Source organism: Candidatus Methylacidiphilales bacterium, assembly GCA_033875315.1.
In the GTDB taxonomy this organism is placed as follows: Bacteria; Verrucomicrobiota; Verrucomicrobiia; order Methylacidiphilales; family CAZTYG01; genus JANRJG01.
Window position 1 is genome coordinate 1 of the sequence record JANRJG010000014.1, and the last position, 25973, is coordinate 25973.

The window sequence follows — 25973 nt, forward strand, 5'->3', positions numbered from 1 at the left end:
CCGGGCTGGGGCCAAAAAGCCGCCCCGCTTCGTTGCTCGTCGGTCACGGGTATATTTCATACCTGCTCCCTTCTCGCGCCTCGCCGGACGGCTTATTGACCCCCAGCGCGGGTCACGCGGGTTATCCGGATAGGCTCTAAGCAGGATCGCAGGAGCGACTATGTCTGCTCTTTCAGTTGGACGACCACTCCTGATCCACGGTAGGGGCATTTTTCTCCGCCTCGTATCTTGGCAGTTTGGTCGGCGACATTTGAAAGACTGGCAGGACCGGGCCCTTGTTGTTGGGCCGTTCGGGGTAGGTTTTTCCGGATTCCTCGATGAGAAGAAACCCATAAAAAGCGCCACCGGGCTGTTCACCCAGCAACACTTCAATCGGATAGTCCTGTCCTTGTTCCATATTGAACCAATCCCCCCCCAGCAAAAATGATCTTTCGGTCTCCATTTTACCGGTGTCGTTCATCCGGGCACCCATCGGCTCCCGCTTGACCCTTTTGACAATCTGGGACAGGGACCCATCAAAGACGTCTTTCTTGTTGAAGCGGACCATGAGCACATCATCCGCCCGGCCCACGAAGCGGAAACGGCCCGTGAGCGGGGACTTGAAAGTACCCTTGTAGTGGACCACCCAGCGACGGGGTTCGACTATTTTTTCCACGGCAAAGGCTTTGGGCGCTTCATCTGCGCTCATTCTCGGTATGAAAATCATGTAAGAGGAGAGATCCTTGGGCGCCTTGAAATAGTTTTCCAAGGTTTTCACATCCCAATCCCGGTTCACAAAATCCGCTATCACCTGCAGGTAACGGGTGTTCTGGGGGTTGTTTCCCATCACCTCCCCTTTGAAACTCGCCATCGGACTGGGTTGCCTGTCGGCCGTTTGCTTCAGATCGTAAAAATGGCCCGTGAGGGCATCTGTGCTCTGCTCCCGTGATCCAAAAAGACTCGACATGGTTCGAAGTGCGACTTTTCGGCTGTTTGGCTGATCGGCTTCCTTTACTGGAGTAACCCTATCCCCGTTGTTCGATATCGCGTTGACGGCGGGCAAACCCAAAGCCGGAGGGAGCGTGAATGACGAACCGCTAGGGGCCGTTGATACAATCACATCGGCTGGGGTCGAAAAATTTTCACGGTTATCAACCGCAGTAGGCGCGAAATCCGATTCCAAATGGGGAATATCCGGTGTCGGGGCAACCTCCTCATTTTCCGGCATTTCGATTACCTCCGGTTCCAGCGTTTGACCAACTTCGGCTTCCAAAAATGGAGTCTTGGGCACCACCCCCTCTAGGATGACATAGCTTCCCACAGCTAAAAAGCAGACTCCGTGAAGTGTGAGCGACAACCCAATGGCACCGAGGGCGACCTTCTTTCCTTCAGTCTTGGGTGCTTTTGTGTGCATATTAAGTTCTAAGTTATTCAATGTGTAATTTGCACCCGCCTTTCTTTCCCACTAGTTTACTGACGCTTAACACGTTATGTCTTAAGACTGGCCTTGCCTTCAAGTTGAAGCTATCTTGATTGTCTCCTCGGGGTTGGTGGGATCACGCACTTTGAATCGATGAATGGGAAACACCACGCTGCTGGGAGGCCCGGGCATCCGTGGGCGGGTGAGCACGCGGCGCTTGACTTCCGTCATGGCCGCCATTTTGCTTAGGCAGACAAATAGCCTGAACGTGTTAACTTCCCTCTTGCTTGCCCGCATTAGGTCATCCAACAAACTGTTTTATGCGAATTGATTGCAGGAGCAGACAGGTACATCTCGATTTTCACACGTCACCGCTTATCGGGCAAATCGGTTCGGAGTTCGACGCTGCTGAATTCGTGGAGACCTTCCGCCGTGCGCACGTCAACAGCGTGACCATTTTTGCCCGTTGCCACCATGGATTTTGCTACTATCCATCCCAGGTGGCCCCGATTCATCCGGGCTTGAGGGGCCGAGATCTGCTCGGTGAAATGATCGAGGCGCTGCATAAGGCAGACATCCGCTGCCCTGTATACACCACGGTGGGTTGGGACGAGGAATCGGCCAGGCTATTTCCCGCATGGAGGATGCTGCAGGCTGATGGGATCTTCGCACGGTGCGCCAATCCAGACCCTCAGCTACCCACCCAACCCGGGGGCTGGCATTTTCTCGATTGGTTGCATCCCGACTATCAGGATTACCTGGAGGCACACACCCGTGAGCTTTGCCATTTGTACGACATCGATGGTCTGTTCTATGACATCGTGATGTTTTCACCGATGGCGCACTATGGCGCTGCCAGTATGAATTTCCGGGAAAGGCACGGATTTGGTGCTCCGGATCCAGGCACATTCCAACGCTTCCAGTCTGCAGCCGTGTCCTCTTTTGCATCGCGCTTCACCCGCTTGCTCAAGGGCATAGCCCCGCGTGCCTCGGTATTCTACAACTCGGGACTCGATGTCTTCATCGACGGCACCGGCGGCCGGTCCCGAACCCAATACTGCAGCCATGTCGAAATCGAATCTCTTCCCTCCGGCTTTTGGGGGTACCACCACTTTCCCCGCCTCGCCCGGAGCGCGGGCCGGTGGGGCAAGCCATGGCTGGGTCAGACCGGACGATTCCAAAGAATGTGGGGCGACTTTGGAGGCATCAAATCTCAGGCCGCACTGGAATACGAATGCTTCCGCTCCCAAGCCCACGGCGGCGCCAATTCGGTCGGCGACCAACTTCCGCCCCGCGGCACACTGGATTCGGCAGCTTACCGTTTGATCGGTGAAGTTTACCGCCAGTGCGCCTCAGCCGAATCCTTTTACGCCGGGTCCATCCCCATTCCCCATGTCGGAATCCTCACCGCCAACCATCCGGACAGCAACCTGGTGGAAACCGGCAAATCGGACGAGGGAGCCATCCTGATGTGCGAGGAGAGCCACTATGATGCGGCCTTGTTGGATGATCAGTCCGATCTGGACCCTTATGCCCTGATCATCCTGCCGGATTCCACAGTAATCACCACGGCACTGGAAAAAAAACTCCGGAAGTATTATGCGGCCGGCGGAAAGCTCATCCTTTCCCACAGGTCCGGCTTCAAGCCAGACGGCCGGCCCGCACTGACTTTTCTCCCTGTTCGCCCGCAACAGGAGACTCCAGCCTGGCCAACATACTGGCGCACGAAAAAATCCTTTTGGCCGGAGATGGCAGCGAGCGACCGGGTGATCTACAGCCGCGGGACGAATCTGGCCTGTGGGCGTGGTGTCCGGGTTTTGGTCGACCGCGTTCCGCCCTATTTCCACCGGACCGATTTGACTTTTTCCTCCCATTTCCAGGCCCCGCCGGTGAAAAACCCCAGCCCGTATCCTGCCGTGGTATCGGGGCAGCGATTCGTCTGGTTTGCCGACCCCATCTTTCGTGAGTATCGGGAATTCGGCAATGGCGCCGCCAGGGATGTTTGGCGGCGTGTCATGCGGCAAATGATCGGTCCTGCACCTGTGGGCGACGGCTTGCCCACCACGATGCTCGTGATTCCCCGCCGACAGCGGAGAGACCTGATCCTGACATTGCTGCATTACATTCCGACACGCAAATGCCTTGCCATCGATATCATCGAAGAAGCCTCGTCGTTTTCCGGGGAAATACTACGAGTGCCACCTGGAATTACTCGAATTATTGACGAAGGAAACGGGGGCAAGGAATTGGATAAAATCCCGGGAGGTGGATTTATCCTGCCTTCCTGTAAAGGCCGCCTCTTGCTTCGGGCTCCGGGCTTTTTCCCAGCCCGCAATCATAACAGGTCATTCGCGTGATTGATCCCCCATCGCCTGCTCCAAGAATTCATTCTCGTCGGAAGCAAGCAGATTTCCCTTGGGCTGGGCAGAAGGACCGCTTGGACTGAATTCCATCAACAAGACTTCGTTGGCCAAAAGGCGAAAAGCGGTCTGGAGGACGCCCTTCTCATCAGGTGACAAAATTTCCACCCGCGAAGCGGGCTCTGATTGCGCAGCCAGGACCGCCATTTGTTGCTCGGTAAGATTCACGGGGCGGCCCATAGTTTCCCAAGTTTCACAGCAACTCCCTGACCCGGCCTTGATCTGCCTGGAAGTCAGCAACCATGAATCTGCACTTATGGGTGGGGACAACACCAGCTGTAGCGCGTCGTCCCATTCTGTCGCTTCCATTCCTGGTGGAATGTCGTTCCACAATAGGACCCGTATGGATCGCCCCTCCAATGTTGCGACACCTCCGCAGTGTTCGGGCAGTTGTCGTCCCGGAGAAAATTCAAGTCTCGGACCACGGAGACATTCCAAGAATCTGAAAGCATTTCCAGTCGCTTTAGGCAGTCCATGGACGGTGAGAAGTCCGTAGGTTCCGCTAAAGGGGGTATTCGGCTGGGGGGACTCCTCAAACAGATCGCTCGCCACCCAGTAGGTGAAGTTATCCGCCTCATTATCCAGCTCGGTCATCTGCCTCGCCACAAAGGAGGCTCCATGCAAACTATCGACGTAGCGGTTGTCGAGCCATGTCACATCCTTTGAACTCGTGGCCAACTGGGTATTCCACTCCGTCCAGTGGATTGGCAAATCGGTCTTCTTGCCATCAAGCATCTGCCGTTTCACAGATCGTACGATATCCCCGAAAAATGCTCCCGGGGCATGCGGGCTGGACTCACGGTTCGCATACTCGACGAATTCGTCCTGGGGATACAAATGGGTGGAGAGAAAATCCAGCGGCACGGCTTCTTTATCGCAGTATTCAAGAAAATCATTCAACCAATGCGCTTTGGAAGTTGCCGGGCCGCCCACGCGCAAATAAGAATCAACACTTTTGAGCGCATGGGCGGCGTGGGAATAGAGCCGGAAGTAGTCCTGTTTCGTTCCACTCCAGAAGCCCGCGAGATTTGGTTCATTCCAGACTTCGAAATGCCAGTCCCTTACTTCTTCCAATCCGTATCGTTCCACACAGTGAAGGCCGAACGCTTGCACCAAGTCGTGCCATTCCGACCAAAGTCGTGGCGGAGTAACGTTCATTTTGTACTGAAACATCGTTTGTGAACCAGATGCAAGGGCGGCAGGCATCGGATTAAGCTCCACAAACGGCTTCAGCCCCATGTCCAGAAGAGCGTCGTATACCTTGTCCAAATGGTGCCACTGATAAACGATCGACCCATCCGAACGCCGTTTTACGACAGCCATATCGTCGTGGAAGACTGCGTGAAACCGGCAGGAGTAGAATCCTATCTCTTTTTGTAGCCACCGGAGGTGGTCAAGGAGATCGGCCCGCAACAGATCATAGGCACGCCCCACGGCTATGCCTTTCTTCCAAGGTCGACGCAACGGCGCGGAAAGTGATTCATTAGTCACTCGGATCATGTGATTTTCTGTCAGTTTAACGCCAGATGAGATTTCGCCAGGATTTTAGCCGGAATCGACAGGATAAGGGTAAATGGAAGAGAAACCGCCTGGATCCATTCATTCGCCCCTAGCCAAATGACATCATGCAAGTTGAACAACCGTTTTCCATTCATCCATCGTCTGATTTTCACAGACCAAGGATGAATTCATGCGGCGAACATATTCGGATACACCATCCCGGCAATCGGCTCCGACCTAAACGCGTTAATGTAACAAAGGCCACCTTTGATCCGCCTGCACACCGTTTCTTTCAGACAGTATAGTTCTTATGGAGCACCACTAAAACTCTTGAAAGGATACGCAGACGTCTGGCCCACCAAGGGCAATCGAAGGCACAACTGATACCAGAACTGATACCAAATGGGTGATCGAAACAGTGGAAAAAAGTGGCTAAGAGTGGTAAGTTGCCTCTGAAGATCATAACTGAAATCAACATGACTAGCCTATCAGAAGACCGAGCCCTACCTCCGGAGCCAGCCGCAGGCTGGCGAAGGACGTTTCCCAAGCCGTAAGGCAAACCCAAGCCCCGAGTCTGAATCGGGGCTACCCCCGGAGCCACAAGGAGACCCGACGCCATCCACCCTATGATCGCTTCGACCTGCTTTGCTTGCTCATATCGTTCGACCGCGCTTGAATGGCTGGGAGACCCTGAATCGATGATTAAGTGGCTGATCCTTCTCCCAGTTCTTTGGCTCCACGTTTCGGGAGGCGCTGCCGCAGCGGACCAGACGTCGGCCTTGTGGGGTGTTTCCGGCGAGTTGTGGAGCCCAGCCTCCCGCCTTCCTGATTTTAGCCTGGCCGGTTACGCCTGTGGGCGGGAGCCGATTCCCGATTATCCCGTGCTCACCAGCGTCAAGGAACATGGGGCAAAAGGCGATGGCAGCTCGGACGACACGGCGGCGTTCCAGCGCGCACTCCATGCCGTCGGGGAGCGCGGTGCGGTTTGGGTACCCGAGGGCCGGTATGTCATCACCGATGTGGTGGAAATCCATCGCAGCCGGGTTGTGCTTCGCGGGGAAGGACCGGACAAGTCGGTCTTGGTTATGCCCAAACCCCTTTCTGAAATTCGCCCGCGGGCCAATGTCGATGCCGTGAAAGCGGCGTACTCGTTCACGGGAGGTTTTGTCACCATGCAAGGGACCGACAAGGGCCAGCGCTTGAGCGAAGTGGTGGCTCCATCGAAACGCGGCGATTCCCTGTTGTATCTCGCCTCAACGGACACCCTCAAGGTCGGAGATTGGATTCGGTTGGTCATGCAGGATCCGCCGGATCATTCACTCCTCCGTCATCTTCACGGGAATCTCCTGGAACCCGGCACTGACACACCCAACCTCAAGACTCCAGTCGATTGGGCGGCGCAGGTGAAAGCCGTGGACGGCCAAAAAATCACCCTAGACCGTCCTTTGCGGGTGGACGTGCGGCTGGAGTGGAAACCCGAGGTTTTGGCGTTGGCCCCGACGCTTCGAGGCAGCGGACTGGAGAACATCGGTTTTGAGTTTCCGGGTGTGCCCAAAAGACCCCATCTGCAAGAGGAAGGTTATAACGCAGTGCACATCAAAGGTGCAGTTGATTGCTGGATCCGGAATGTCACCGTCACCGATGCGGACAATGGCGTCATCATGGGAGGAAGCCGTTTTTGCACCGTGGATGGTTTCACCACGCGTGCGCTGAAACGAACGGGCCTCACCGGTCATCATGCCTTGTGGGCCACGAGCAGAACCCAGGATGCGCTTTTCCACGGATTCCGATTTGAAACCACCTATGTGCATGACCTGACCGTGGAAGGTTATGCCAACGGCAACGTTTTCACCAAGGGTTCGGGTGTCGCGATCAATTGCGATCATCACCGCAATGCCCCTTACGAGAATTTGTTCACCGATTTCGATGCGGGCGATCCCCGGAGATTGTTCGAGAGCAGCGGGCGACTGGATCGCGGGCCACACAGCGGGGCGCGCACGACGTTTTGGGCCATTCGCGGCCAGGGAAACTTTCCCAAAATCCCTCCGACCCAAGACTGGCCGCTGATCAACGTGGTGGGATTCGGGAATTTCACGCCCGCGCAAGATCCGGATGGCCCGTGGGTCGAACCGGGCGACACGGAATTCAAACCAGTCAACTTATGGGAGTCCCAGGCGGCATATAGAAGATCACTTAAGTAGGAGACAAAGTTGCCTTATGGGAGGGCGAATCACGTGTCCCCCCCCGCAAGCGTGCGGGGCTGAGCCGCCCGTTGGAAGAATGACCTCAAGCTGGCTCGGCAGACCGCCTCGGGCGGATCACACTGCAGCAGATTCTGTTGCCGACTCAATGGTTTTACGATTTGAGAGTTGATCCCGTCCGCCAGGTGCTGCCGATCAAAGTGGCCCTGGGAAACTCGGGCACGGCGTTGTCGGACCGTTGCAACAATCCGATCAACATGTCCACGGCAGCCTCACCCACGACGTCGTTGTGCTGGTCCATGCCCGCCCATTCGGGTTCTTTTTTGCGCCACTCCAACTGCACCAAGCCCAGGTCCTCCGGCACCCGCAGACCCGCCTCCTCCACCCAGTCGCGGATGCGGTTGTACAACGTCAGGATCACATCCGGACGTTCCTGCCCCAGCCAGCGGTTGAAACGGCTCCGGTCGCGGTCGGCCGCGCTCACGTCAAAAAAAGGCCGGGTCCGCGCCGACCTCGGCAACGCTGCCTGGCCGGCAGTAAATCCGGATGAGAACCGGCGGTCGACCAACTCATCAATCACCCCGTCCAACACCAGCCCCGGCCTCCGGTAGCCCAGGGCCAGGCATTCGCGCACGGCACGGAAGGCCAGGTCGTGGTGGTCGGCACAGGCAAAGGAAAGGGCCGGTTGGCGGGTCCGCACCCCGGTGACGATGCAGAGAAAGGAATTCCATAGTAGAGCCCGTTCCTCCGGCAACCGGTTCTCACTCATCAGTCCCACCAGCAAAACGCCGCTGATCCCGCGCGTGTGCAGGATCTGCACCAGACGACTGGTCGATACTTCCGGATCGTGCAGCCAGAATTCGTCCAACTCGTAACCGGCCTCCTTCGCCCGCCGACGGCATCCCTCGACGTAACTCGGCACGGTGGGATGGCGGCGGAAGGCTTTGGGGTCGCGGTTGGCGTTGACCAGGGCCAGACAAGCGCGGAACCGCCCGGTGCGGGACAGCCGCAACTGCGTCATGAGATGGGCCACCACCGGATGGGTCTGGTACCCCATTTTCCGCGCCAAGGTCCGGATGCGTGCCCGGGTGTCGGCAGAAATCTGCGGGTCGTTGCGCAGGGCCAGCGAGATGGTGTTTTTGCTCACCCCGGCCGCAGAGGCCAGATCGGTCATGGTGATTCGGCTTTTTGAACTTTCTGACATTACTGTCAAGTGAAGCAGCCTTTGTCCTTTTTCCAATTCTTTCCATGATGGCTCCATGAAAGCGACCCTGGGAATTGATTTTGGCACGAACTCGGTGCGGGCCCTGCTGGTCGACAGCGCCACGGGAAAGGAACTGGGAACGGCTTCGGCCCCCTACCCCTCCGGCCAGGAAGGCGTGCTGCTCGACCCCGCCAACCACCTGCTGGCCCGGCAACATCCCGCCGATTACTTCTCCAGCATGACCACGGCAGTCCAAAAGGCCCTCGCCCTGGCGGGCTTGGCCCCGGGCGCTGTCATGGCCTTGGGCGTCGATAGTACCGGATCGAGTCCGATTCCGGTCGATGCCTCCAACCGGGCCCTGGCCGATTTGCCCGCGTGGAAAAACAATCTCGATGCCCAATGCTGGCTCTGGAAGGACCACACCGCGTTCTCGGAAGCTGCGCGGATCACCGAGCTGGCTTCACAACACCGCCCCCAGTTCCTGGCCAAGTGCGGCGGGACCTATTCCTCCGAATGGTTCTGGGCCAAAATCTGGCACTGTCTGAATGTGGCCCCGGAGGTCTTCGACGCGGCCCACAGTTGGGTGGAATTGTGCGATTACGTTCCGGCGGTCCTGGCCGGGGTCGACAAACCGGAGGACATCCAGCGCGGCGTCTGCGCCGCCGGGCACAAGGCGATCTACTCCGAAAGCTGGGGCGGTCTGCCCGACGAAGCCTTCCTCACCCTCCTCGATCCCAAACTGGCCACGCTGCGCCGCCGCTTGTATTCCAAGGCCCATGATGCTTCCGTGCAAGCTGGCCGCCTCAGCCCGGAATGGGCCCGACGCTTCGGCCTCACCCCCGGCATCCCCATCGCCATTGGGGAAATGGACGTGCACTACGGCGCCATCGGTTGCGGTGTGGCCGAGGGCACCATGGTCAAGGTGGTCGGCACCTCGACCTGCGACTGTCTGGTCGTCAGCGCCGAACGCAAGGTGGCCGACATCCCTGGCATCTGCGGCATCGTCCCCGGGGCCATTCTCCCGGGTTTTGTCGGCATCGAAGCCGGCCAGTCCGCCGTCGGCGACATCTTCAAGTGGTGGGTGGAAGGAGTCTGCCAGGGCGACGCCGGTCTCCACCAAAAGCTGACCGCGGAAGCCGCCTCCCTCCGCCCGGGACAATCCGGCTTGCTGGCACTGGATTGGAACAACGGCAACCGCACCATCCTCGTCGACCAACTCCTCACCGGCCTCCTGGTCGGCCAGACCCTCTACACCACCCGCGCGGAAATCTACCGGGCCCTGATCGAAGCCACCGCCTTCGGCGCCCGCATGATCATCGAACGCATCCGGGAATACGGCGTTCCCATCGAGCGCATCGTCTGCGCCGGGGGCATCGCGGAAAAGAACCCCTTGCTCATGCAGATCTACGCCGACGTCACCGGCTGCGAGATGCGGGTCACCTCGTCTTCACAGGCCTGCGCCCTGGGAGCGGCCGTCGCCGCTGCGGTCGTGGCCGGATTGCACCCCGACTTCGCCTCCGCCCAGGCCGCCATGACTTCGCTGAGCGATAAAAGCTACAAGCCGGTTCCCGCGTCCCAAGCCACCTACGAACGCCTCTTCCAGCTTTACCGCCAGGTCCATGACGCTTTCGGCGGGGTGCAAGCCCGGGCCGATCTCTCCCGCGTGATGAAAGACCTTCTCCAACTCAAACAAGAATCCCAACCATGATCCAACTCCCCCAGGCCGAACTCTGGTTCGTCACCGGCAGCCAACACCTCTACGGTCCCGCCACCCTCAAACAGGTGGCAGAAAACAGCGGGCGCATCGTCGACGACCTCAACCGCTCGAAAAAAATTCCCCTCCCCATCCGCTTCAAGCCGGTCATGAAAGCCCCGGAGGAAATCCGCGCCCTCGTCGCCGAAGCCAACGCCGAAGCCCGTTGCGCCGGACTGATCCTCTGGATGCACACCTTCTCCCCAGCCAAGATGTGGATCGGCGGGCTGACTTCCCTGCGCAAGCCCTTCCTCCACTGGCACACCCAGTTCAACCGCGATCTTCCCTGGGCAGCCATCGACATGGACTTCATGAACCTGAACCAGGCTGCCCACGGCGACCGCGAGGCGGCCCACCTCCACTCCCGCCTGCGTCTGGCCCGCAAGGTCGTGGTCGGTCACCGCAGCGACCAGACCACCCTCGATGAAATCGGCGGCTGGACCCGTGCCGCCCTCGCCTGGCACGACGCCCAGGGGGCGAAGTTCGCCCGTTTTGGCGACAACATGCGCCAGGTCTCCGTCACCGATGGCGACAAGGTTTCGGCCGAGGCCCGTTTCGGCTTCTCCGTCAACGGCTATGGGGTGGGCGATCTGGTGGCCCGCGTCAACAACGCCACGGAAAAAGCCGTGACCGCACTCTGCCAAGCCTACGAGAACGACTACACCGTGGCCCCCGCCCTGAAGAAAAACGGGGCCCGCCACCGCTCCCTGCGCGACGCCGCCCGCATCGAATTGGGATTGCGGGACTTCCTCACCGAAGGGGGCTTCAAGGGATTCACCACCACCTTCGAGGACCTGCACGGGCTGCGCCAGCTTCCCGGACTGGCCGTCCAACGGCTGATGGCCGACGGTTACGGCTTCGGGGCGGAAGGCGACTGGAAAACCGCCGCCCTGCTCCGCGCGGTCAAGGTCATGGGGCACGGCCTGAAGGGGGGCACCTCCTTCATGGAGGACTACACCTATCACCTCGATCCTAAGAATCCCCTCGTCCTCGGATCGCACATGCTGGAAGTCTGCCCGACCATCGCCGACGGCAAACCCAGCCTGCAGATCCACCCCTTGGGCATCGGCGGCAAGGAAGATCCCACGCGGTTGGTCTTCAACAGCCCGGCGGGTGCGGCCACCAATTCCTCCCTGGTCGACCTGGGCAACCGCTTCCGTCTGGTGATCAATGAAGTCGATGTGGTGCGTCCGTCGAAGCCCATTCCGAAACTGCCGGTGGCACGCGCGCTGTGGAAGTGCCGTCCGGATTTCAAAACCGCCTGCACCGCCTGGCTTCTGGCCGGAGGGGCCCACCACACCGCCCTGAGTTATTCCGTGGGCACGGAAGTGCTGCTGGATTTCGCCACCCTGGCCGGGATCGAAGCGCTGGTCATCGATGCCGATACCACGGTGCGTCATTTCCAGCGTGAAATCGAACTGGGAGAGGTCTACCATCACCTCGCCCGGGGCATCGGGGCCGCATGAACCACTCCTCCCTCCGCGAAGAATGCTGTGAAGCCAACATCCTGCTGAAACGCACCGGATTGGTCGACCTGACCTTTGGCAACGTCAGCGTGGTCGACCGCGCTACCGGGGTCATGGCGATCAAACCGAGCGGAGTGCCCTACGACCAGATCACTCCCGCAAGCATGGTCCTGATGGATCTCGAAGGAACCGTTATGGAGGGCAAGCTGAATCCCTCCTCCGACGCCCCCACCCACCGGCGAATGCTCAAGGCTTTTCCCGAAGTCATCCGCTCAGTCGTCCACACCCACTCCCGTGCGGCGGTGGCCTTTGCCCAGGCCGGCCTCGCCATCCCCTGCTTCGGCACCACCCACGCCGACCACTTTCACGGACCGGTTCCGGTCACACGGGCCATGACGGAGGAGGAAATCCTCCAAGCCTACGAATGGGAAACCGGCGGCGTCATTCTGGAGAGCTTCCGCGACCTTTCCCCGGTCGATGTCCCGGCCGTGTTGGTGCGCGGGCATGGTCCCTTTGTGTGGGGCACGGGAGGGTTGAAAGCGGTGGAATACGCCCAGGCCCTCGAATTGGTGGCGGTCATGGCCCTGGACACGTTGCGACTATCCCCGCAATGCCCACCTCTAGACCCCACCCTGCTGGACAAACATTTTTTCCGCAAACACGGTCCCACCGCAACGTACGGCAACTCGATTTAGGCATCTGCTTTTTTAGAGCTCGTTCTCGTACTTCACGGGAGGGCGAAACTCCCGCTGGGCCACCCTTGGGAGATCAATCCAATAACTGGCTCGGCGGGAGCCTCGCCCTCCCGCTGATTCTTTCGCTCAGTCACGGGGATCTGACTTTTTCGGGGTTCAATAGACATCTACCTCATCAAAAAGCCCTCCCGTTTCCGGGAGGGCTTTTGAATGTTCGCTTACCGGCTGGGCCGGCAATCTCAACCCGCGAGCGCGGGCGGGATTTCCAGGGCCACTTTGGCGGCGGCCATGTCGGCGTCGGAGGCTTTGTCTTCCATGCCGACCAGCGGTTCGCCCACTTCCTCGCCCAACTGCACCAGCTTGATGCGGCGGTAGGTATGGAAGCCGGTTCCGGCCGGGATGAGGTGGCCCATGATGACGTTTTCCTTGAAGCCACGGAGGTTGTCCGTCTTGCCCAGGGTGGCGGCATCGGTGAGGACACGGGTGGTGTCCTGGAAGCTGGCGGCGGAGATGAAGCTCTCCGTTTCCAACGAAGCCTTGGTGATGCCAAGCAACACCGGGGTGGCTTCGGCGGGCATCCCGCCTTTTTCCGAGATACGGCGGTTTTCTTCTTCGAAAACCAGACGGTCCACTTGGTCGCCCCAGAGGAAGGTGGTGTCGCCGGGTTCAGTGACCTTCACCTTGCGCAGCATCTGGCGGACAATGGCCTCGATGTGCTTGTCGTTGATCTGCACACCCTGGAGGCGGTAGACCTCCTGCACTTCGTTGACCAGGTATTCCTGCAATTCTTGCGGTCCGCAGATTTCCAGCACTTCGTGCGGAACGACGGGGCCTTCGGTGAGTTGCTGGCCTTTCTTGACCAGGTCGCCCTGGTAGACAATGAGGTGCTTCGAGAGCGGAATCTGGTGCTCTTCTTCGAGACCGGTTTCGCGGTCACGGATGATGAGGAGCTTCTTCCCGCGGGAGGTGCCGCCGAGGTTGACTTCGCCATCGATCTTGGCGATTTCCGCAGCGTCCTTGGGTTTGCGGGCTTCGAAAAGTTCGGCCACGCGGGGGAGACCGCCGGTCACGTCCTTGTTCTTGGCAGCTTTGCGGGGGGTCTTGGCCAGGCGCTCGCCGGCTTGGACGATCTGGCCTTCCTTGACCTCGATGTGGGCGCCGGCCGGGATGGAATAGGCGGCCTGGGGGGCACCGTCGTCGCCAAGGATGACGATCTGCGGATGCAGGTCTTCCTTGTGTTCGATGATGACCGTGCCGACGAGTTTGGTGGCTTCGTCGACTTCGCGCTTCATGGTCACACCGTCGATGATGTCACGGAATTCCACTTTCCCTGATTTCTCGCTGAGGATGGAAACGTTGTAGGGATCCCACTCGACGAAGACGGCGTTCTTTTTCACCTTGCTGCCGGGGGCGATGGTGATTTCAGCGCCGAGGACGAGGGTGTAGCGCTCAAGTTCGCGTCCGTCGTCGCCATGGACACTGATGGAGCCACCCTTGTTGAGGACGATGAACTTGCCTTCCTTGCTTTCGACGTAACGGAGATCGTCCGAATACTGGACGACGCCGTCATGACGAGCCTTGATCTGGGGTTGTTTGAAGACCTGGGAAGCGGTTCCGCCGATGTGGAACGTGCGCATGGTGAGCTGGGTGCCGGGCTCGCCGATGGACTGGGCGGCGATGATGCCGACAGATTCCCCGAGTTTGACCGGGCGCATGTTGGCCAGGTTGAGACCGTAGCAGGCGGCGCAGACGCCGCGGCGGGTTTCGCAGGTGAGGACCGAGCGGATGCGCACCCGTTCCTGGCCCAGCTTCTCGATGGCTTCGGCTTTGAGTTCGTCGATGAGATCGTTGGCCGCAACGACCACCTTGCCGGAAACCGGATCGACGATGTCGTCGCAGGAAACACGGCCGAAGATGCGTTCGCGGAGGGGGACGATTTCGTCGTCGCCTTCGTAGATCGACTTGACCCAGATGCCCTTGACCGTGCCGCAGTCTTCCTCGGTGATGATGACGTCGTGGGCGACGTCGACGAGCTTGCGGGTCATGTAGCCGGAATCGGCGGTCTTGAGCGCGGTGTCGGCCAGACCCTTGCGGGCGCCGTGGGTGGAGATGAAGTATTCGAGCACCGAGAGGCCTTCGCGGAACGAGGCCAGGATCGGACGTTCGATGATTTCACCGGAGGGCTTGGCCATGAGGCCGCGCATGCCGGCGAGCTGTCGGACCTGGTTGCGGTTACCGCGGGCACCGGAGTCGACCATGAGGAAGACGGGGTTGATTTCGCGGCGACCGTTGTTGTGTTCCAGGGTGCTGTACATGACGCTGGAGACGCTGTCGGTGGCCTGGGTCCAGATGTCGATGATCTTGTTGTAGCGCTCGCCATCGGTGATGGCGCCCATGCGGTATTGTTTTTCGACGGTGCCGACGCGGTCGTGGGCCTGTTTGACGATCCCGGCTTTTTCATCAGGGATGATCATGTCTTCGATGCCCATGGAAATACCGGCGCGGGTGGCGTAGGTGAATCCGAGGGATTTCAAACGGTCCAGGATGGCGACGGTTTCGTCGTGGCCGCACTTCTGGTAGCAGCGGTGGATGAGTTCGCCGATGGCCTTCTTGCCCGCGGGTTTGTTGAAGAACCCGAGTTCCTTGGGCCAGATCTCGTTGAAGAGGACGCGGCCAGAGGTGGTTTCGAGCATGCGGCTGGTCTTGTCACCGAAGACGGTGTCTTTGCCGAGGTCGGGGTTCTTGTAGATGATGGGGTCGTGGACACCGATGACGCCTTCGGAGATGGCGAACATGACCTCGTCCGGGCTGTCCATGATGGGCTTGCGCGCATCTTTTTTCTCGCCGTGCAGACGGCGGGGCTTGGCGGTCAGGTAGGCGGCGCCGAGGGTGATGTCCTGGGACGGGGTGGTGATGGGCTTGCCGTTGGAGGGGCCGAAGATGTTGTTCGGGGCGAGCATGAACACGCGGGCCTCGAGTTGGGCTTCGACGGACAACGGGACGTGGACGGCCATCTGGTCACCGTCGAAGTCGGCGTTGTAGGCCGTGCAGACGAGCGGGTGGATGCGGATGGCTTCGCCTTCGATCAACGTGGGCTCGAAAGCCTGGACCGAGAGGCGGTGCAGGGTCGGGGCGCGGTTGAGGAGGACCGGGTGTCCCTGGGTGACTTCTTCCAAGATGTCCCAGACAACGGGTTCGCGGCGTTCGATGAGTTTCTTCGCGCTGCGCACGGTGTGGACGTAGCCCATTTCCTTGAGGCGGCGGATGATGAAGGGTTCGAAGAGCACGAGGGCCATCTTCTTGGGCAGACCACACTGGTGCAGCTTCAACTCGGGGCCGATGACGATGACCGAACGCCCGGAGTAGTCGACGCGCTTGCCAAGGAGGTTCATGCGGAAGCGTCCGGTTTTGCCCTTGAGCATGTCGGAGAGCGACTTGAGCGGGCGGTTGCCGGCGCCGGTGACCGGGCGGCCATGGCGGCCGTTGTCCATGAGGGCGTCCACGGCCTCCTGGAGCATGCGCTTCTCGTTGCGGATGATGACCTCGGGGGTCTTCAATTGCAGGAGCGTGCGCAGGCGGTTGTTGCGGTTGATGACACGGCGGTAGAGATCGTTCAGATCGGAGGTGGCGAAACGTCCGCCTTCGAGGGGAACGAGCGGGCGCAGGTCCGGGGGGATGACGGGGAGGGTTTCGAGGATCATCCACTCGGGGCGGGTGGCGGAGCTGATGAAACCGCCGACGAGCTTGAGGCGCTTGGCCAGCTTCTTGCGGAGCTGCTTGCTCTTGGTGGTGCCGAGGTTGGCTTCGAGTTCCTGGGAAACGGCATCGAGGTCGAGCTGTTTGAGGTAATCGCGGATGGCTTCAGCGCCCATCTTGGCGGTGAAGGCGTCTTCGCCGTACTGGTCCTGGGCTTCGCGGAATTCGGTTTCGCTGAGGAGCTGGCGGGATTCAAGCGGAGTCTGGCCGGGTTCGATGACGAGGTAATCCTCGTAGTAGATGACGCGCTCGAGGTCACGGGCGGTCATGTCCATCATCAAGCCGATGCGGCTGGGCATGCACTTGTAGAACCAGATGTGGGAGACGGGGACGGCGAGTTCGATGTGGCCCATGCGCTCGCGGCGGACGCGGGCGACGGTGACTTCGACGCCGCAACGGTCGCAAATGACCCCCTTGTACTTGATACGCTTGTATTTGCCGCAGGCGCATTCGTAGTCCTTGACCGGTCCGAAAATGCGCTGGCAGAAAAGGCCCCCGTTTTCGGGCTTGAACGTCCGGTAGTTGATCGTCTCCGGGTTCTTCACCTCGCCCCGGCTCCAGGAAAGGATGGTTTCCGGGGAGGCGACCGAAATGGCCACCTGGTCGAAGCCGACTGATTTTTCGGCTCCAAGGACTTCGCGTGCTGTCTGGGTTTCTCTGCTCATGGTCGATATTCCGTGTTGTGGGATGTTGCTGTGTGGCGTTCTCAGGCGGCGGAGCGGAAGTTGCCCGCTTCCAACTCATCGTTGGAATCGTTCGTCCGTTCGCCGACTTTGACGTCGAGGCACAGGCTCTGCATTTCTTTGATCAAAACGTTGAAGGATTCCGGGGTGCCGGCAGCCAGCGAGTTGTCACCTTTGACGATGCTCTCGTAGATGCGGGTGCGGCCGGGGACGTCGTCGGACTTGACGGTCAGGAGTTCCTGCAGGGTGTAGGCGGCGCCATAGGCCTCCATGGCCCAGACTTCCATTTCCCCGTAACGCTGCCCGCCATACTGGGCCTTGCCGCCCAGCGGCTGCTGGGTGACGAGCGAGTAGGGTCCGACCGCACGGGCGTGGATCTTGTCCGCGACCATGTGGCCGAGTTTGAGCATGTAGATCTGGCCGACCACAACGCGCTGGTCGAAGCGTTCACCGGTGCGACCGTCGAAGAGATAACTCTTGCCGTCGTGGTCCACGTGGAAGTCATGGTCCTTGGACTTGGCTTCCTTGAGGTAATCACGGATCTGGACTTCCTTGATGCCGTCGAAGACCGGGGTGGCAACCTTGAAACCGAGGGCCTTGGCGGCAATGCCGAGGTGGGTTTCAAGAACCTGGCCCACGTTCATGCGCGAAGGCACGCCGAGGGGGTTGAGGACGATGTCAACCGGTGTGCCATCGGGGAGATAGGGCATGTCGGCCTCGGAAACGATCTTGGCGACGACGCCCTTGTTCCCGTGGCGTCCGGCCATCTTGTCACCGACGGAAAGTTTCCGTTTGGAGGCGACGTAGACCTTGACCTGCTTGATGATGCCGGGGTCGACATCATCACCGGCCTCGACGCGGTCGAGTTCGACGTCACGCTCGTTGTCGAGCTGGGCGAACTTGTTCTCGAAGGTGCCGATGATCTCGCGGATCTTGATGCGGATCGGGCTGGGATCGATGTCGATGTGATCGTAGACCGCGGCCATCTTGCGGAGGAGGGTCTTGGTGATCTTGCGGTTGGCGGGGATGATGATTTCGCCGGTTTCCGCATTGACCACATCAAGGGGGATCTTTTCGTTGAGCAGGATGTTGGAGAGGGACTGGGTCAGTTCCTCGGTCAGCTCGCTCTTCTTCTTGTCGTATTTGTCGGTGATGGTCTTCTGCTGGCGCTTGGCTTCGGTGGGCGAAAGCTTGTCGAGCTTGGAGACCTTGCTGTTGCCGGCGGTGACTTTGACGTCCATGACAATGCCGGTGGAGCCGGAAGGCACAACGAGGGAGGAGTCCTTCACATCGGCGGCTTTTTCACCGAAGATGGCGCGGAGGAGGCGTTCCTCGGGTGCGAGTTCGGTTTCGCTCTTGGGCGTGATCTTGCCGACGAGGATGTCGCCGGGGCCGACTTCGGCACCGATGCGGACAACACCATCGGGTCCGAGGTTTTTGAGGGCCTCGTCGCCGACGTTCGGGATGTCACGGGTGATTTCTTCCGGACCGAGCTTGGTGTCGCGGGCGGAGATTTCAAATTCCTCAATGTGGATCGAGGTGTAGACGTCGTCCTTGACGATGCGCTCGCTCAGGAGGATGGCGTCTTCGAAGTTGTAACCGTTCCAGGGCATGAAGGCGACGAGGACGTTGCGGCCGAGGGCGAGTTCGCCCTTGTCGGTGCAGGGTCCGTCGGCGATGACCTGGCCTTTGGCAACGCGTTCGCCCTTGCGGACGATGGGACGCTGGTTGACGCAGGTGCCGGCATTCGAGCGCATGAACTTGCGCAGGAAGTGGACATAAACGCCGTTCTCGGGGTCGTGTTTGACCTTCTTCTTGCCCTCGGGAAGTTCGCCGTCCTTGGTGACGATGATCTCGTTGGCGGAAACCGCGGCGACCTTGCCGGCACCCTCGGAGACGACGACGGCGCGGGAATCGCGGGCGACCTTGCCTTCGAGACCGGTGCCGACGAGCGGGGATTCGGTGACGATCAAGGGCACACCCTGGCGTTGCATGTTCGAGCCCATGAGCGCGCGGTTGGCGTCATCGTGTTCGAGGAACGGGATGAGGCCTGCGGCCACGGAAACGAGCTGCTTGGGGGAAACGTCCATGTAATGGATGTTTTCCGGTTCGACTTCTTGGAAGTCACCGCGGTAGCGGACCGAGACTCGGGGGGTGGTGAAACGTCCGTCCTTGTCGAGCAAGGCATTGGCCTGGGCGACAACGAACTGTTCTTCCTGGTCGGCGGTGAGGTAGTCGATCTGGCCGGTGACCTTGCCGCTGACCACTTTCCGGTAGGGTGTTTCCAGGAACCCGAATTCATTGATGCGGGCGAAGGTGGACATGGAGGAGATCAGACCGATGTTCGGGCCTTCCGGCGTTTCGATCGGGCAGATGCGTCCGTAGTGCGACGGATGGACGTCGCGGACCTCGAAGCCGGCGCGGTCGCGGCTCAGACCTCCGGGTCCGAGGGCCGAGAGGCGGCGCTTGTGGGTCAGTTCGGAGAGCGGATTGGTCTGGTCCATCAACTGCGAGAGCTGGCTGCGGCCGAAGAAGTCGCGGATGACGGCGGAGAGGGCCTTGGGGTTGATCAACTTGTGGGGGGTCATGCCCTCGGTGTTGACGTCGAAGAGGGTCATGCGTTCCTTGACCAGGCGCTCGGTGCGGGCCAGGCCGGTGCGGCACTGGTTGGCGAGCAATTCACCGACCGCACGGACACGGCGGCTGCCGAGGTGGTCGATGTCATCGGTGCTCCCCTCCCCGTGGCGGAGGCTGATGACGTAGCTGGTGGCAGCCACGACATCGTCGTTGGTCAGGGTGCGGGTGTCGATGTCGACGCCCAAGCCGAGCTTCTGGTTGATCTTGTAGCGGCCGACGCGTCCGATGTCGTAGCGCTTGGGATCGAAGAAGAGACGCTTGAGGAGGGCCTTGGCGTTGGTGACGGTTGGCGGATCTCCGGGACGGAGGCGCTTGTAAATGTCCTTGAGTGCGGACTCGCTGTCGGTGGTCGGGTCTTTCTTGAGGCAGCGGATGATGGTGTCGTCGTGGGTCACGTCAACGACGCGGACGTCGGTGATACCGAGGTCGAGGAGCTGGCGCACGGTGGTCTTGGTCAGGGGCTCGAAGGCGCGGCCGACCACCAGATCCTGGTTGGCGGTGTCGCGGATTTCCTCGATGAGCACCTTGGTGGTGATTTCCGTCTCGTCCAGTTCGGCCTTCAACTTGAGGGACTCGATCTGGTAGAAGAGGCTGATGATCTCCTCGTTGCTGCTGTAGCCGAGGGCGCGCAGGAAAGTGGTGAGGAGGAACTTCCGGCGGCGTTTCCTGCGGTCGAGGTGCACGTAGAGGAGATCGCTGGTATCGAAGGCGACCTCGAGCCAGGAGCCGCGGTCGGGAATGATGCGGAAGGAGTAAAGGGTTTTGCCGTTGGCGTGGATGCTGGATTCGAAACAGATCCCGGGGCTGCGGTGGAGCTGGCTGACGACGACGCGTTCGGCGCCATTGACGATGAAGGTGCCGCTGAGGGTCATCATGGGGAGTTCGCCCATGTAGACTTTTTCTTCGAGGATGCTGCCCTCGTTGTTCAGGCGGAAGGTGACGTAAAGCGGGGCGGAAAAGGTGACGCCCTCGCGCTGGCACTCCAGGTCCGACATCTTGGGTTCCTGGATCTCGTAATTCACGAACTCGAGCTTGATCTTCTCGTCATAGCTCTCGATGGGGAAAACCTCGGTGAAAACAGCCTGAAGCCCGTCACTCTTGCGTTTTTTCGCATCGAGCTCGAGCTGGAGGAAATCGCTGTAGGATTTGAGTTGGACCTCGATGAGATTGGGGATGTCGATCGCGTCGGCGATGGAGCCGAAGTTGATGCGTTCTCCGTGGTGGGCAGTGGCCATATGTTTTCCTTGATCGTTAGCGGTGTCGTGCAGTGTCGTTGGGTGTCGTTCAGTTCGAGGCAGGGGGCCCGCAAGCCGGGGGAGGAACGACCCTCCCCCGGAAAGGGGTTGGCAAGCGGAAGCTTACTTGATTTCGACTTTGGCGCCGGCCGCTTCGAGTTTCTTCTTGATCTCGGCGGCTTCTTCCTTGGTCGCGCCCTCCTTGAGGGTCTTGGGGGCACCTTCGACCAGGGCCTTGGCTTCGGCGAGGCCGAGGCCGGGGACGGCGGCGCGGACTTCCTTGATCACGCCGATCTTGTTGGCACCGGCGTCGGTGAGGACGACGTCGAAGGCGGTTTTTTCCTCGGCGGGGGCTGCGGCTGCGGCACCACCGGCTGCGGGGGCGGCGGCCACGGCAACAGGAGCGGCGGCGCTGACGCCCCACTTTTCTTCGAGTTTCTTGACGAGTTCGGCGGCCTCGATGACGGAGAGGGCGCTGAGGGATTCAACCAGGGTATCCAGGTTCGCTGACATAGTTTTTTATTCTTTCTTGGAAGGGCACCGTTGGTGCCCGACCTGCTTTGGTCCGCCTAGCCGACAGCACCCGCTGTCGAATTATCCCGGAAAGGCTTCCGGGCTAGGACGTACACCTGCCTTTGTTGTTGTTTCGGCCCCGCCGGGGCGGGACCAAAGGGGTTTCGTTATGCTCCTTTTTCCGCCTTGGCCTTGATGACCTGGGCGAGTTGGGTGGCGGGAATTCCGAGGATGGAAGCCAGGCGGGTGGCCGGGGTCTGGAGGAGACCGAGGAGTTGGGCCTGGAGGACGGCTTTGGGCGGGAGGTCGGCGATGGCCAACACGCCCTTGGCGTCCAGTTCGGTCGAGTCGAGCAGGCCGGCGCGGATGGCCGGCTTGGTGAACTCGGCCTTGAAGTTCTTCAGGATCTTGGCCGCGGCGGACAAGTCCGACTTGCCGAAGGCGACGGCGGTCTGGCCCTGGAGGTAAGCGGCGAGGTCCGGACGGCTCTCATTGCTGAGGGCGCGGCGGATGAACGTGTTTTTGACCACGTGCAGTTCACTCTGGACCTCGCTGAGGCGGTTGCGGAGTTCGCTGAACTGTTCGACGGTCATGCCGGTGTAGTCCACGACGATGACATAGGGCGAACCCTTGATCCAGGCTTGGAGGTCTTGGACGATATTGGCTTTTTCGGGTCTCATGATGGGTGGCTCCGGATCAATTGGACGAGGCCAATTCGAGTTTGATGCCGGGCGCGTAGGTCGAGCTCAGCACGCAGTTTTTGATGTATTTGCCCTTGGCACTGGAGGGTTTGACGCGGAAGACGGCGTCGATGACCGCCTGGACATTTTCAGCCAGGAGCTTCTCATCGAAAGAGACCTTGCCGCAGACGATGTGGAGGTTGGAGGCCTTGTCGACCTTGAATTCGACGCGGCCGGCCTTGCATTCGCGGACGGCCTTGGCGGTGTCCTCGGTGACGGTGCCGGTCTTGGGGTTGGGCATGAGCCCGCGGGGTCCAAGCACTTTACCCAGTTTGCGCACTTCGGTCATGGCTTCCGGGGTGGCGACAGCAACATCGAAGTCCTGGAATCCCTCGTTGACCTTTTTGATCAGGTCTTCGAAGCCGATGAATTCGGCACCGGCCTCGCGGGCCGCTTCGGCGGCCTTGCCGGTGGCGAAGACAAGGACGCGGACTTTTTTACCTGAGCCATGGGGGAGGGCGACGGTGCCGCGGACCATCTGGTCGCTCTGGCGGGGGTCGACGCCCAGGCTGAAGTTGAGTTCGACCGTCTGGTCCGACTTGGTGGCCGGCATTTTCTTGAGCAGGCTGACCGCCTCATTGAGACGGTATTGCTTGTTGCGGTCGACGAGTTCGAGCGCCTTGCGGTAACGTTTACTTCCTTTTGCGGGCATGTTTTTTCCTGGTTGGTAGTTCAAGCGGACCGGACTTTCACCGGCCCTCCTACGACACCACCCCGGCAAAGCCGGGGTTGTATGTTAAATCAATCGCTGATTTCGATCCCGGCCTGGCGGGCGGTTCCGGCAATGATGCGGAACGCGGCCTCGTCGGAACGGGCGTTGAGGTCCTTCTTTTTGATTTTGACGATTTCCATCACCTGTTTCTTGGTGACCTTGCCGACCTTGATGCGGTTGGGTTCCTTGGAACCGGAGGCGATGTTGGCGGCCTTCTTGAGCAGGATGGCGGCCGGGGGCGACTTGGTGATGAAGGTGAAGGTCTTGTCTTTGAAGACCGTGATGACAACGGGGAGGATGTTCCCGGAGTCTTTCTGGGTCTTGGCGTTGAATTCTTTGCAGAACGCCATGATGTTGACGCCGGCCTGGCCGAGGGCGGGGCCGACGGGGGGGGCGGGGTTGGCGGCGCCAGCGGGAATCTGCAGGCGGATGGTTGCGGTGACTTCTTTGGCCATAATCTTTCTCTTTGCGCTCGTTGATTAAATTTTCTCCACCTGCCAGAACTCCAGTTCAACCGGGGTGGACCGGCCGAAAATACTCACCGCGACGCGCACGCGACCGCGATCTTCGTCGACTTCCTCGATGACGCCTTCCTGGCTCTCGAAGGGACCGTCGCCCACGCGGACGCGGTCGCCGACAACGTACAGCATCTTGGGGGCAACCTTGTCTTCTTTTTCACGCATCTGCGAGAGCATGCCCTCGACCTCGGCCGGGCGCATGGGGATGGGGTTGTCGCCGTTGGCGAAGCCGATGACGCCCGGGGTGTCCTTGACGAAGTACCAGGTTTTGTCGACGAGTTGTTTTTCCTCGTCGAGAAGGTACATGTTGACGAAGACGTAGCCGGGATAGAGTTTGCGGGTGATCTCGGTTTTTTTCCCGCGCTTGACCTCGAAGATGCGCTCGGTGGGGATGACGATCTGGTGGACGTAATCGCCGAGTTCCTCGGTCTTGACGCGGGAGAGCATGTGGCGCTCGACGTTGCCTTCCTGACCGGAGAGGACATGGAGGGCATACCACTGGCTGGGATAGGCGGAAGGGGAAGCGCCGCCGGGGGCCTGATTCTGGGTGATTTCGTCCGTCATGGTAGTCAGTTCGCTTCGAAGGTCACCATCCATGCGACCAGTTTGTTGATGAAGAAATCGAAGCCGGTGACGTAAGCCGCCAAGAGGATGGTGACGACGCAGACGACCACGGTGGAGTCGATGAGGACCTTGTATTTGCGCAGGCCGGTCTGTTCGGGGTCCCAGGGCCAGGTGCACTTGTGCAACTCGGCCATGACCTCGGACCAGAACTTGGCCAGGGCGGCGCGGTAGGACAGCACCAAGGCGAGGGCGAGGGCGCCCAGCACGATGATCGTGATGCTGATCCACCACTGACCGGCAAAATTCAATTTTTCCATTTCAACTCCGAAGCTATTTTCCGCAGGGCAGGAGGGACTCGAACCCACAACCGACGGTTTTGGAGACCGCTACTCTACCAATTGAGCTACTGCCCTAGTTTGGGGACGAATGAAGAGGAGAGCGGGATTTCGGCCCGTGCTCCCCTCCAATCGGCAAACCCTTTTCTGTCCGCGTGTTACTTGATGATCTGGGTCACCCGGCCGGCACCGACGGTGCGGCCGCCTTCGCGAATGGCGAACCGGATCGATTCTTCCATGGCGATGGGGGTGATCAGTTCGATGTCCAGTTCCACGTTGTCGCCGGGCATGACCATTTCGACGCCCTCTTTGAGCTTGGCGACGCCGGTCACATCGGTGGTGCGGAAGTAAAACTGGGGGCGGTATCCGTTGAAGAACGGGGTGTGGCGGCCGCCTTCATCCTTGGAGAGGACGTAGACATTGGCCTTGAAGTTGGTGTGGGGGGTGATGCTGCCGGTTTTGGCGAGCACTTGGCCGCGTTCCACGTCTTCCTTCTTCACACCGCGGAGCAGGATGCCCACGTTGTCGCCGGCTTCGGCCGAATCGAGGATCTTGCGGAACATTTCGATGTCGGTGACGACGGTTTTCTGGGTGGGCTTCAGGCCGACGATTTCGATTTCGTCGTTGCGGTTGAGGACGCCGCGCTCGACACGACCGGTGGCCACGGTGCCACGGCCGGCGATGTTGAAGACGTCTTCCACAGCCATGAGGAAGGGCTTGTCCTTCGGACGCTCGGGCATGGGGATGTATTTGTCGACGGCATCCATGAGGTCGAGGATGCACTTGGCGGCTTCACTGCCGGCATCGCCGGACTCGAGGGCCTTGAGGGCCGAACCCTTGACGATCGGGATGGTGTCGCCCGGGAATTCGTACTTGGAGAGGAGTTCGCGGACTTCGAGTTCGACGAGGTCGAGCAGTTCTTTGTCATCGACCATGTCGACCTTGTTCATGAAGACGACAAGGGCGGGAACGCCGACCTGGCGGGCCAGAAGGATGTGCTCCCGGGTCTGGGGCATCGGGCCGTCGGCAGCGGAAACGACGAGGATGGCACCGTCCATCTGGGCGGCGCCGGTGATCATGTTCTTCACGTAGTCGGCGTGGCCGGGGCAGTCCACGTGGGCGTAGTGACGGTTGTCGGTCTGGTATTCGACGTGGGTCGTGTTGATGGTGATGCCACGCTCTTTTTCTTCCGGGGCGTTGTCGATGGAAGAGTAATCGCGTGCCTCGGCCAGGCCCTTTTTGGCCAGGATGGTGCAGATGGCGGCGGTCAGGGTTGTTTTCCCGTGGTCGACGTGACCGATGGTACCGATGTTGACGTGGGGTTTGGTGCGCGTGAATGATTCCTTGGCCATAAATGTGTCCTGTGCTGCGATTTAGGTGTGCATCTAACTACTGACTGACTTGTTTCTGCTTTCCTATACGTACGTTAGTTTTGGGTCCTTAACCATGTCGGCACCGCCCGGACCCACCGGCGGCACCCTCGAAAACCGAGCCTACGAACGGGCTTGAACCGTCGACCTCGTCCTTACCAAGGACGTGCTCTACCAACTGAGCTACGTAGGCAGAGTCGGAACCCTTTCGGGGCCCCAAGATCTGGCTTTTTTCCTTTTCGTGCCGCAAATCTTCCCCCTGCACGAGTGCA

Annotated in this window: 17 protein-coding genes and 2 tRNA genes; 5 read left to right on the plus strand and 14 right to left on the minus strand. The window is 60.0% G+C overall.

Going from position 1 to position 25973, the window contains the following annotated elements; all coding sequences use genetic code 11:
- Window positions 1-172 precede the first annotated feature (172 nt).
- Window positions 173-1414: a hypothetical protein gene (locus SFU85_04655; protein ID MDX6766059.1), complete on the minus strand. Its 1242-nt coding sequence runs from the start codon at window positions 1412-1414 to the stop codon at window positions 173-175.
- 305 nt (window positions 1415-1719) lie between these two features.
- On the opposite strand from SFU85_04655, the gene SFU85_04660 reads away from it, so the two are divergent.
- A complete protein-coding gene (locus SFU85_04660; GenBank protein ID MDX6766060.1) occupies window positions 1720-3756 on the plus strand; it encodes an alpha-amylase family protein in 2037 nt (678 codons plus the stop codon).
- On the opposite strand, the gene SFU85_04665 is transcribed toward SFU85_04660, so the two are convergent.
- Window positions 3745-5319, minus strand: a complete 1575-nt coding sequence (locus SFU85_04665) for a glycosyl hydrolase (protein MDX6766061.1) — start codon at window positions 5317-5319, stop codon at window positions 3745-3747. The genes SFU85_04660 and SFU85_04665 overlap by 12 nt on opposite strands.
- Before the next feature lie 698 nt (window positions 5320-6017).
- On the opposite strand from SFU85_04665, the gene SFU85_04670 reads away from it, so the two are divergent.
- A complete protein-coding gene (locus tag SFU85_04670) occupies window positions 6018-7520 on the plus strand; it encodes a glycosyl hydrolase family 28-related protein (protein ID MDX6766062.1) in 1503 nt (500 codons plus the stop codon).
- Window positions 7521-7674: 154 nt separating this feature from the next.
- Here the strand turns inward: SFU85_04670 and SFU85_04675 are convergent, their stop codons facing one another.
- On the minus strand, window positions 7675-8694 hold the full coding sequence (locus tag SFU85_04675; GenBank protein MDX6766063.1) for a LacI family DNA-binding transcriptional regulator: 1020 nt from the start codon (window positions 8692-8694) through the stop codon (window positions 7675-7677).
- Window positions 8695-8779: 85 nt separating this feature from the next.
- Here SFU85_04675 and SFU85_04680 point away from each other — a divergent pair, with 85 nt between their 5' ends.
- The 3 genes from SFU85_04680 to araD are packed head-to-tail and all read left to right on the plus strand — an operon-like array spanning window position 8780 to window position 12638.
- A complete protein-coding gene (locus tag SFU85_04680) occupies window positions 8780-10432 on the plus strand; it encodes a ribulokinase (protein MDX6766064.1) in 1653 nt (550 codons plus the stop codon).
- The gene (gene araA, locus SFU85_04685; GenBank protein MDX6766065.1) at window positions 10429-11943 is read left to right on the plus strand and encodes an L-arabinose isomerase; all 1515 of its coding nucleotides are present in this window, start codon (window positions 10429-10431) and stop codon (window positions 11941-11943) included. Before SFU85_04680 ends, araA begins: the two co-directional genes overlap by 4 nt.
- Window positions 11940-12638 carry an L-ribulose-5-phosphate 4-epimerase AraD gene (araD, locus tag SFU85_04690; protein MDX6766066.1) on the plus strand — a complete coding sequence of 233 codons (699 nt, stop codon included), beginning with the start codon at window positions 11940-11942 and terminating at the stop codon, window positions 12636-12638. Before araA ends, araD begins: the two co-directional genes overlap by 4 nt.
- A gap of 239 nt (window positions 12639-12877) precedes the next feature.
- On the opposite strand, the gene rpoC is transcribed toward araD, so the two are convergent.
- The 11 genes from rpoC to SFU85_04745 all read right to left on the minus strand — a co-directional run bounded on the left by rpoC (window position 12878) and on the right by SFU85_04745 (window position 25894).
- Window positions 12878-17059 (minus strand): DNA-directed RNA polymerase subunit beta', encoded by a 4182-nt coding sequence (gene rpoC, locus SFU85_04695; protein MDX6766067.1) that lies wholly within the window; start codon window positions 17057-17059, stop codon window positions 12878-12880.
- A 41-nt stretch (window positions 17060-17100) separates the two neighbouring features.
- Window positions 17101-20949 carry a DNA-directed RNA polymerase subunit beta gene (rpoB, locus tag SFU85_04700; GenBank protein MDX6766068.1) on the minus strand — a complete coding sequence of 1283 codons (3849 nt, stop codon included), beginning with the start codon at window positions 20947-20949 and terminating at the stop codon, window positions 17101-17103.
- 123 nt (window positions 20950-21072) lie between these two features.
- Complete coding sequence (gene rplL, locus SFU85_04705; GenBank protein MDX6766069.1) at window positions 21073-21462, minus strand: 50S ribosomal protein L7/L12; 390 nt, start codon at window positions 21460-21462, stop codon at window positions 21073-21075.
- Window positions 21463-21629: 167 nt separating this feature from the next.
- Window positions 21630-22142, minus strand: a complete 513-nt coding sequence (gene rplJ, locus SFU85_04710; protein MDX6766070.1) for a 50S ribosomal protein L10 — start codon at window positions 22140-22142, stop codon at window positions 21630-21632.
- A gap of 16 nt (window positions 22143-22158) precedes the next feature.
- Window positions 22159-22854: a 50S ribosomal protein L1 gene (rplA, locus tag SFU85_04715; GenBank protein ID MDX6766071.1), complete on the minus strand. Its 696-nt coding sequence runs from the start codon at window positions 22852-22854 to the stop codon at window positions 22159-22161.
- Window positions 22855-22943: 89 nt separating this feature from the next.
- Entirely contained in the window at window positions 22944-23369 is a 426-nt protein-coding gene (gene rplK, locus SFU85_04720) for a 50S ribosomal protein L11 (protein MDX6766072.1), read from the minus strand.
- A gap of 24 nt (window positions 23370-23393) precedes the next feature.
- Window positions 23394-24029 (minus strand): transcription termination/antitermination protein NusG, encoded by a 636-nt coding sequence (nusG, locus tag SFU85_04725; protein ID MDX6766073.1) that lies wholly within the window; start codon window positions 24027-24029, stop codon window positions 23394-23396.
- The gene (gene secE, locus SFU85_04730) at window positions 24002-24313 is read right to left on the minus strand and encodes a preprotein translocase subunit SecE (protein MDX6766074.1); all 312 of its coding nucleotides are present in this window, start codon (window positions 24311-24313) and stop codon (window positions 24002-24004) included. The genes nusG and secE overlap by 28 nt, the downstream gene beginning before the upstream one ends.
- A gap of 23 nt (window positions 24314-24336) precedes the next feature.
- A tRNA-Trp gene (locus SFU85_04735) sits at window positions 24337-24409 on the minus strand.
- Window positions 24410-24489: 80 nt separating this feature from the next.
- On the minus strand, window positions 24490-25683 hold the full coding sequence (tuf, locus tag SFU85_04740) for an elongation factor Tu (GenBank protein MDX6766075.1): 1194 nt from the start codon (window positions 25681-25683) through the stop codon (window positions 24490-24492).
- Between the two features lie 138 nt (window positions 25684-25821).
- A tRNA-Thr gene (locus SFU85_04745) sits at window positions 25822-25894 on the minus strand.
- Between the last annotated feature and the right edge of the window lie 79 nt (window positions 25895-25973).

Coding starts and splice junctions, on each gene's coding strand:
- SFU85_04660 (MDX6766060.1), top strand. CDS start 1,720: ATGCGAATTGATTGCAGGAGCAGACAGGTACATCTCGATTTTCACACG.
- SFU85_04665 (MDX6766061.1), bottom strand. CDS start 5,319: ATGATCCGAGTGACTAATGAATCACTTTCCGCGCCGTTGCGTCGACCT.
- SFU85_04670 (MDX6766062.1), top strand. CDS start 6,018: ATGATTAAGTGGCTGATCCTTCTCCCAGTTCTTTGGCTCCACGTTTCG.
- SFU85_04675 (MDX6766063.1), bottom strand. CDS start 8,694: ATGACCGATCTGGCCTCTGCGGCCGGGGTGAGCAAAAACACCATCTCG.
- SFU85_04680 (MDX6766064.1), top strand. CDS start 8,780: ATGAAAGCGACCCTGGGAATTGATTTTGGCACGAACTCGGTGCGGGCC.
- araA (MDX6766065.1), top strand. CDS start 10,429: ATGATCCAACTCCCCCAGGCCGAACTCTGGTTCGTCACCGGCAGCCAA.
- araD (MDX6766066.1), top strand. CDS start 11,940: ATGAACCACTCCTCCCTCCGCGAAGAATGCTGTGAAGCCAACATCCTG.
- rpoC (MDX6766067.1), bottom strand. CDS start 17,059: ATGAGCAGAGAAACCCAGACAGCACGCGAAGTCCTTGGAGCCGAAAAA.
- rpoB (MDX6766068.1), bottom strand. CDS start 20,949: ATGGCCACTGCCCACCACGGAGAACGCATCAACTTCGGCTCCATCGCC.
- rplL (MDX6766069.1), bottom strand. CDS start 21,462: ATGTCAGCGAACCTGGATACCCTGGTTGAATCCCTCAGCGCCCTCTCC.
- rplJ (MDX6766070.1), bottom strand. CDS start 22,142: ATGAGACCCGAAAAAGCCAATATCGTCCAAGACCTCCAAGCCTGGATC.
- rplA (MDX6766071.1), bottom strand. CDS start 22,854: ATGCCCGCAAAAGGAAGTAAACGTTACCGCAAGGCGCTCGAACTCGTC.
- rplK (MDX6766072.1), bottom strand. CDS start 23,369: ATGGCCAAAGAAGTCACCGCAACCATCCGCCTGCAGATTCCCGCTGGC.
- nusG (MDX6766073.1), bottom strand. CDS start 24,029: ATGGATGGTGACCTTCGAAGCGAACTGACTACCATGACGGACGAAATC.
- secE (MDX6766074.1), bottom strand. CDS start 24,313: ATGGAAAAATTGAATTTTGCCGGTCAGTGGTGGATCAGCATCACGATC.
- tuf (MDX6766075.1), bottom strand. CDS start 25,683: ATGGCCAAGGAATCATTCACGCGCACCAAACCCCACGTCAACATCGGT.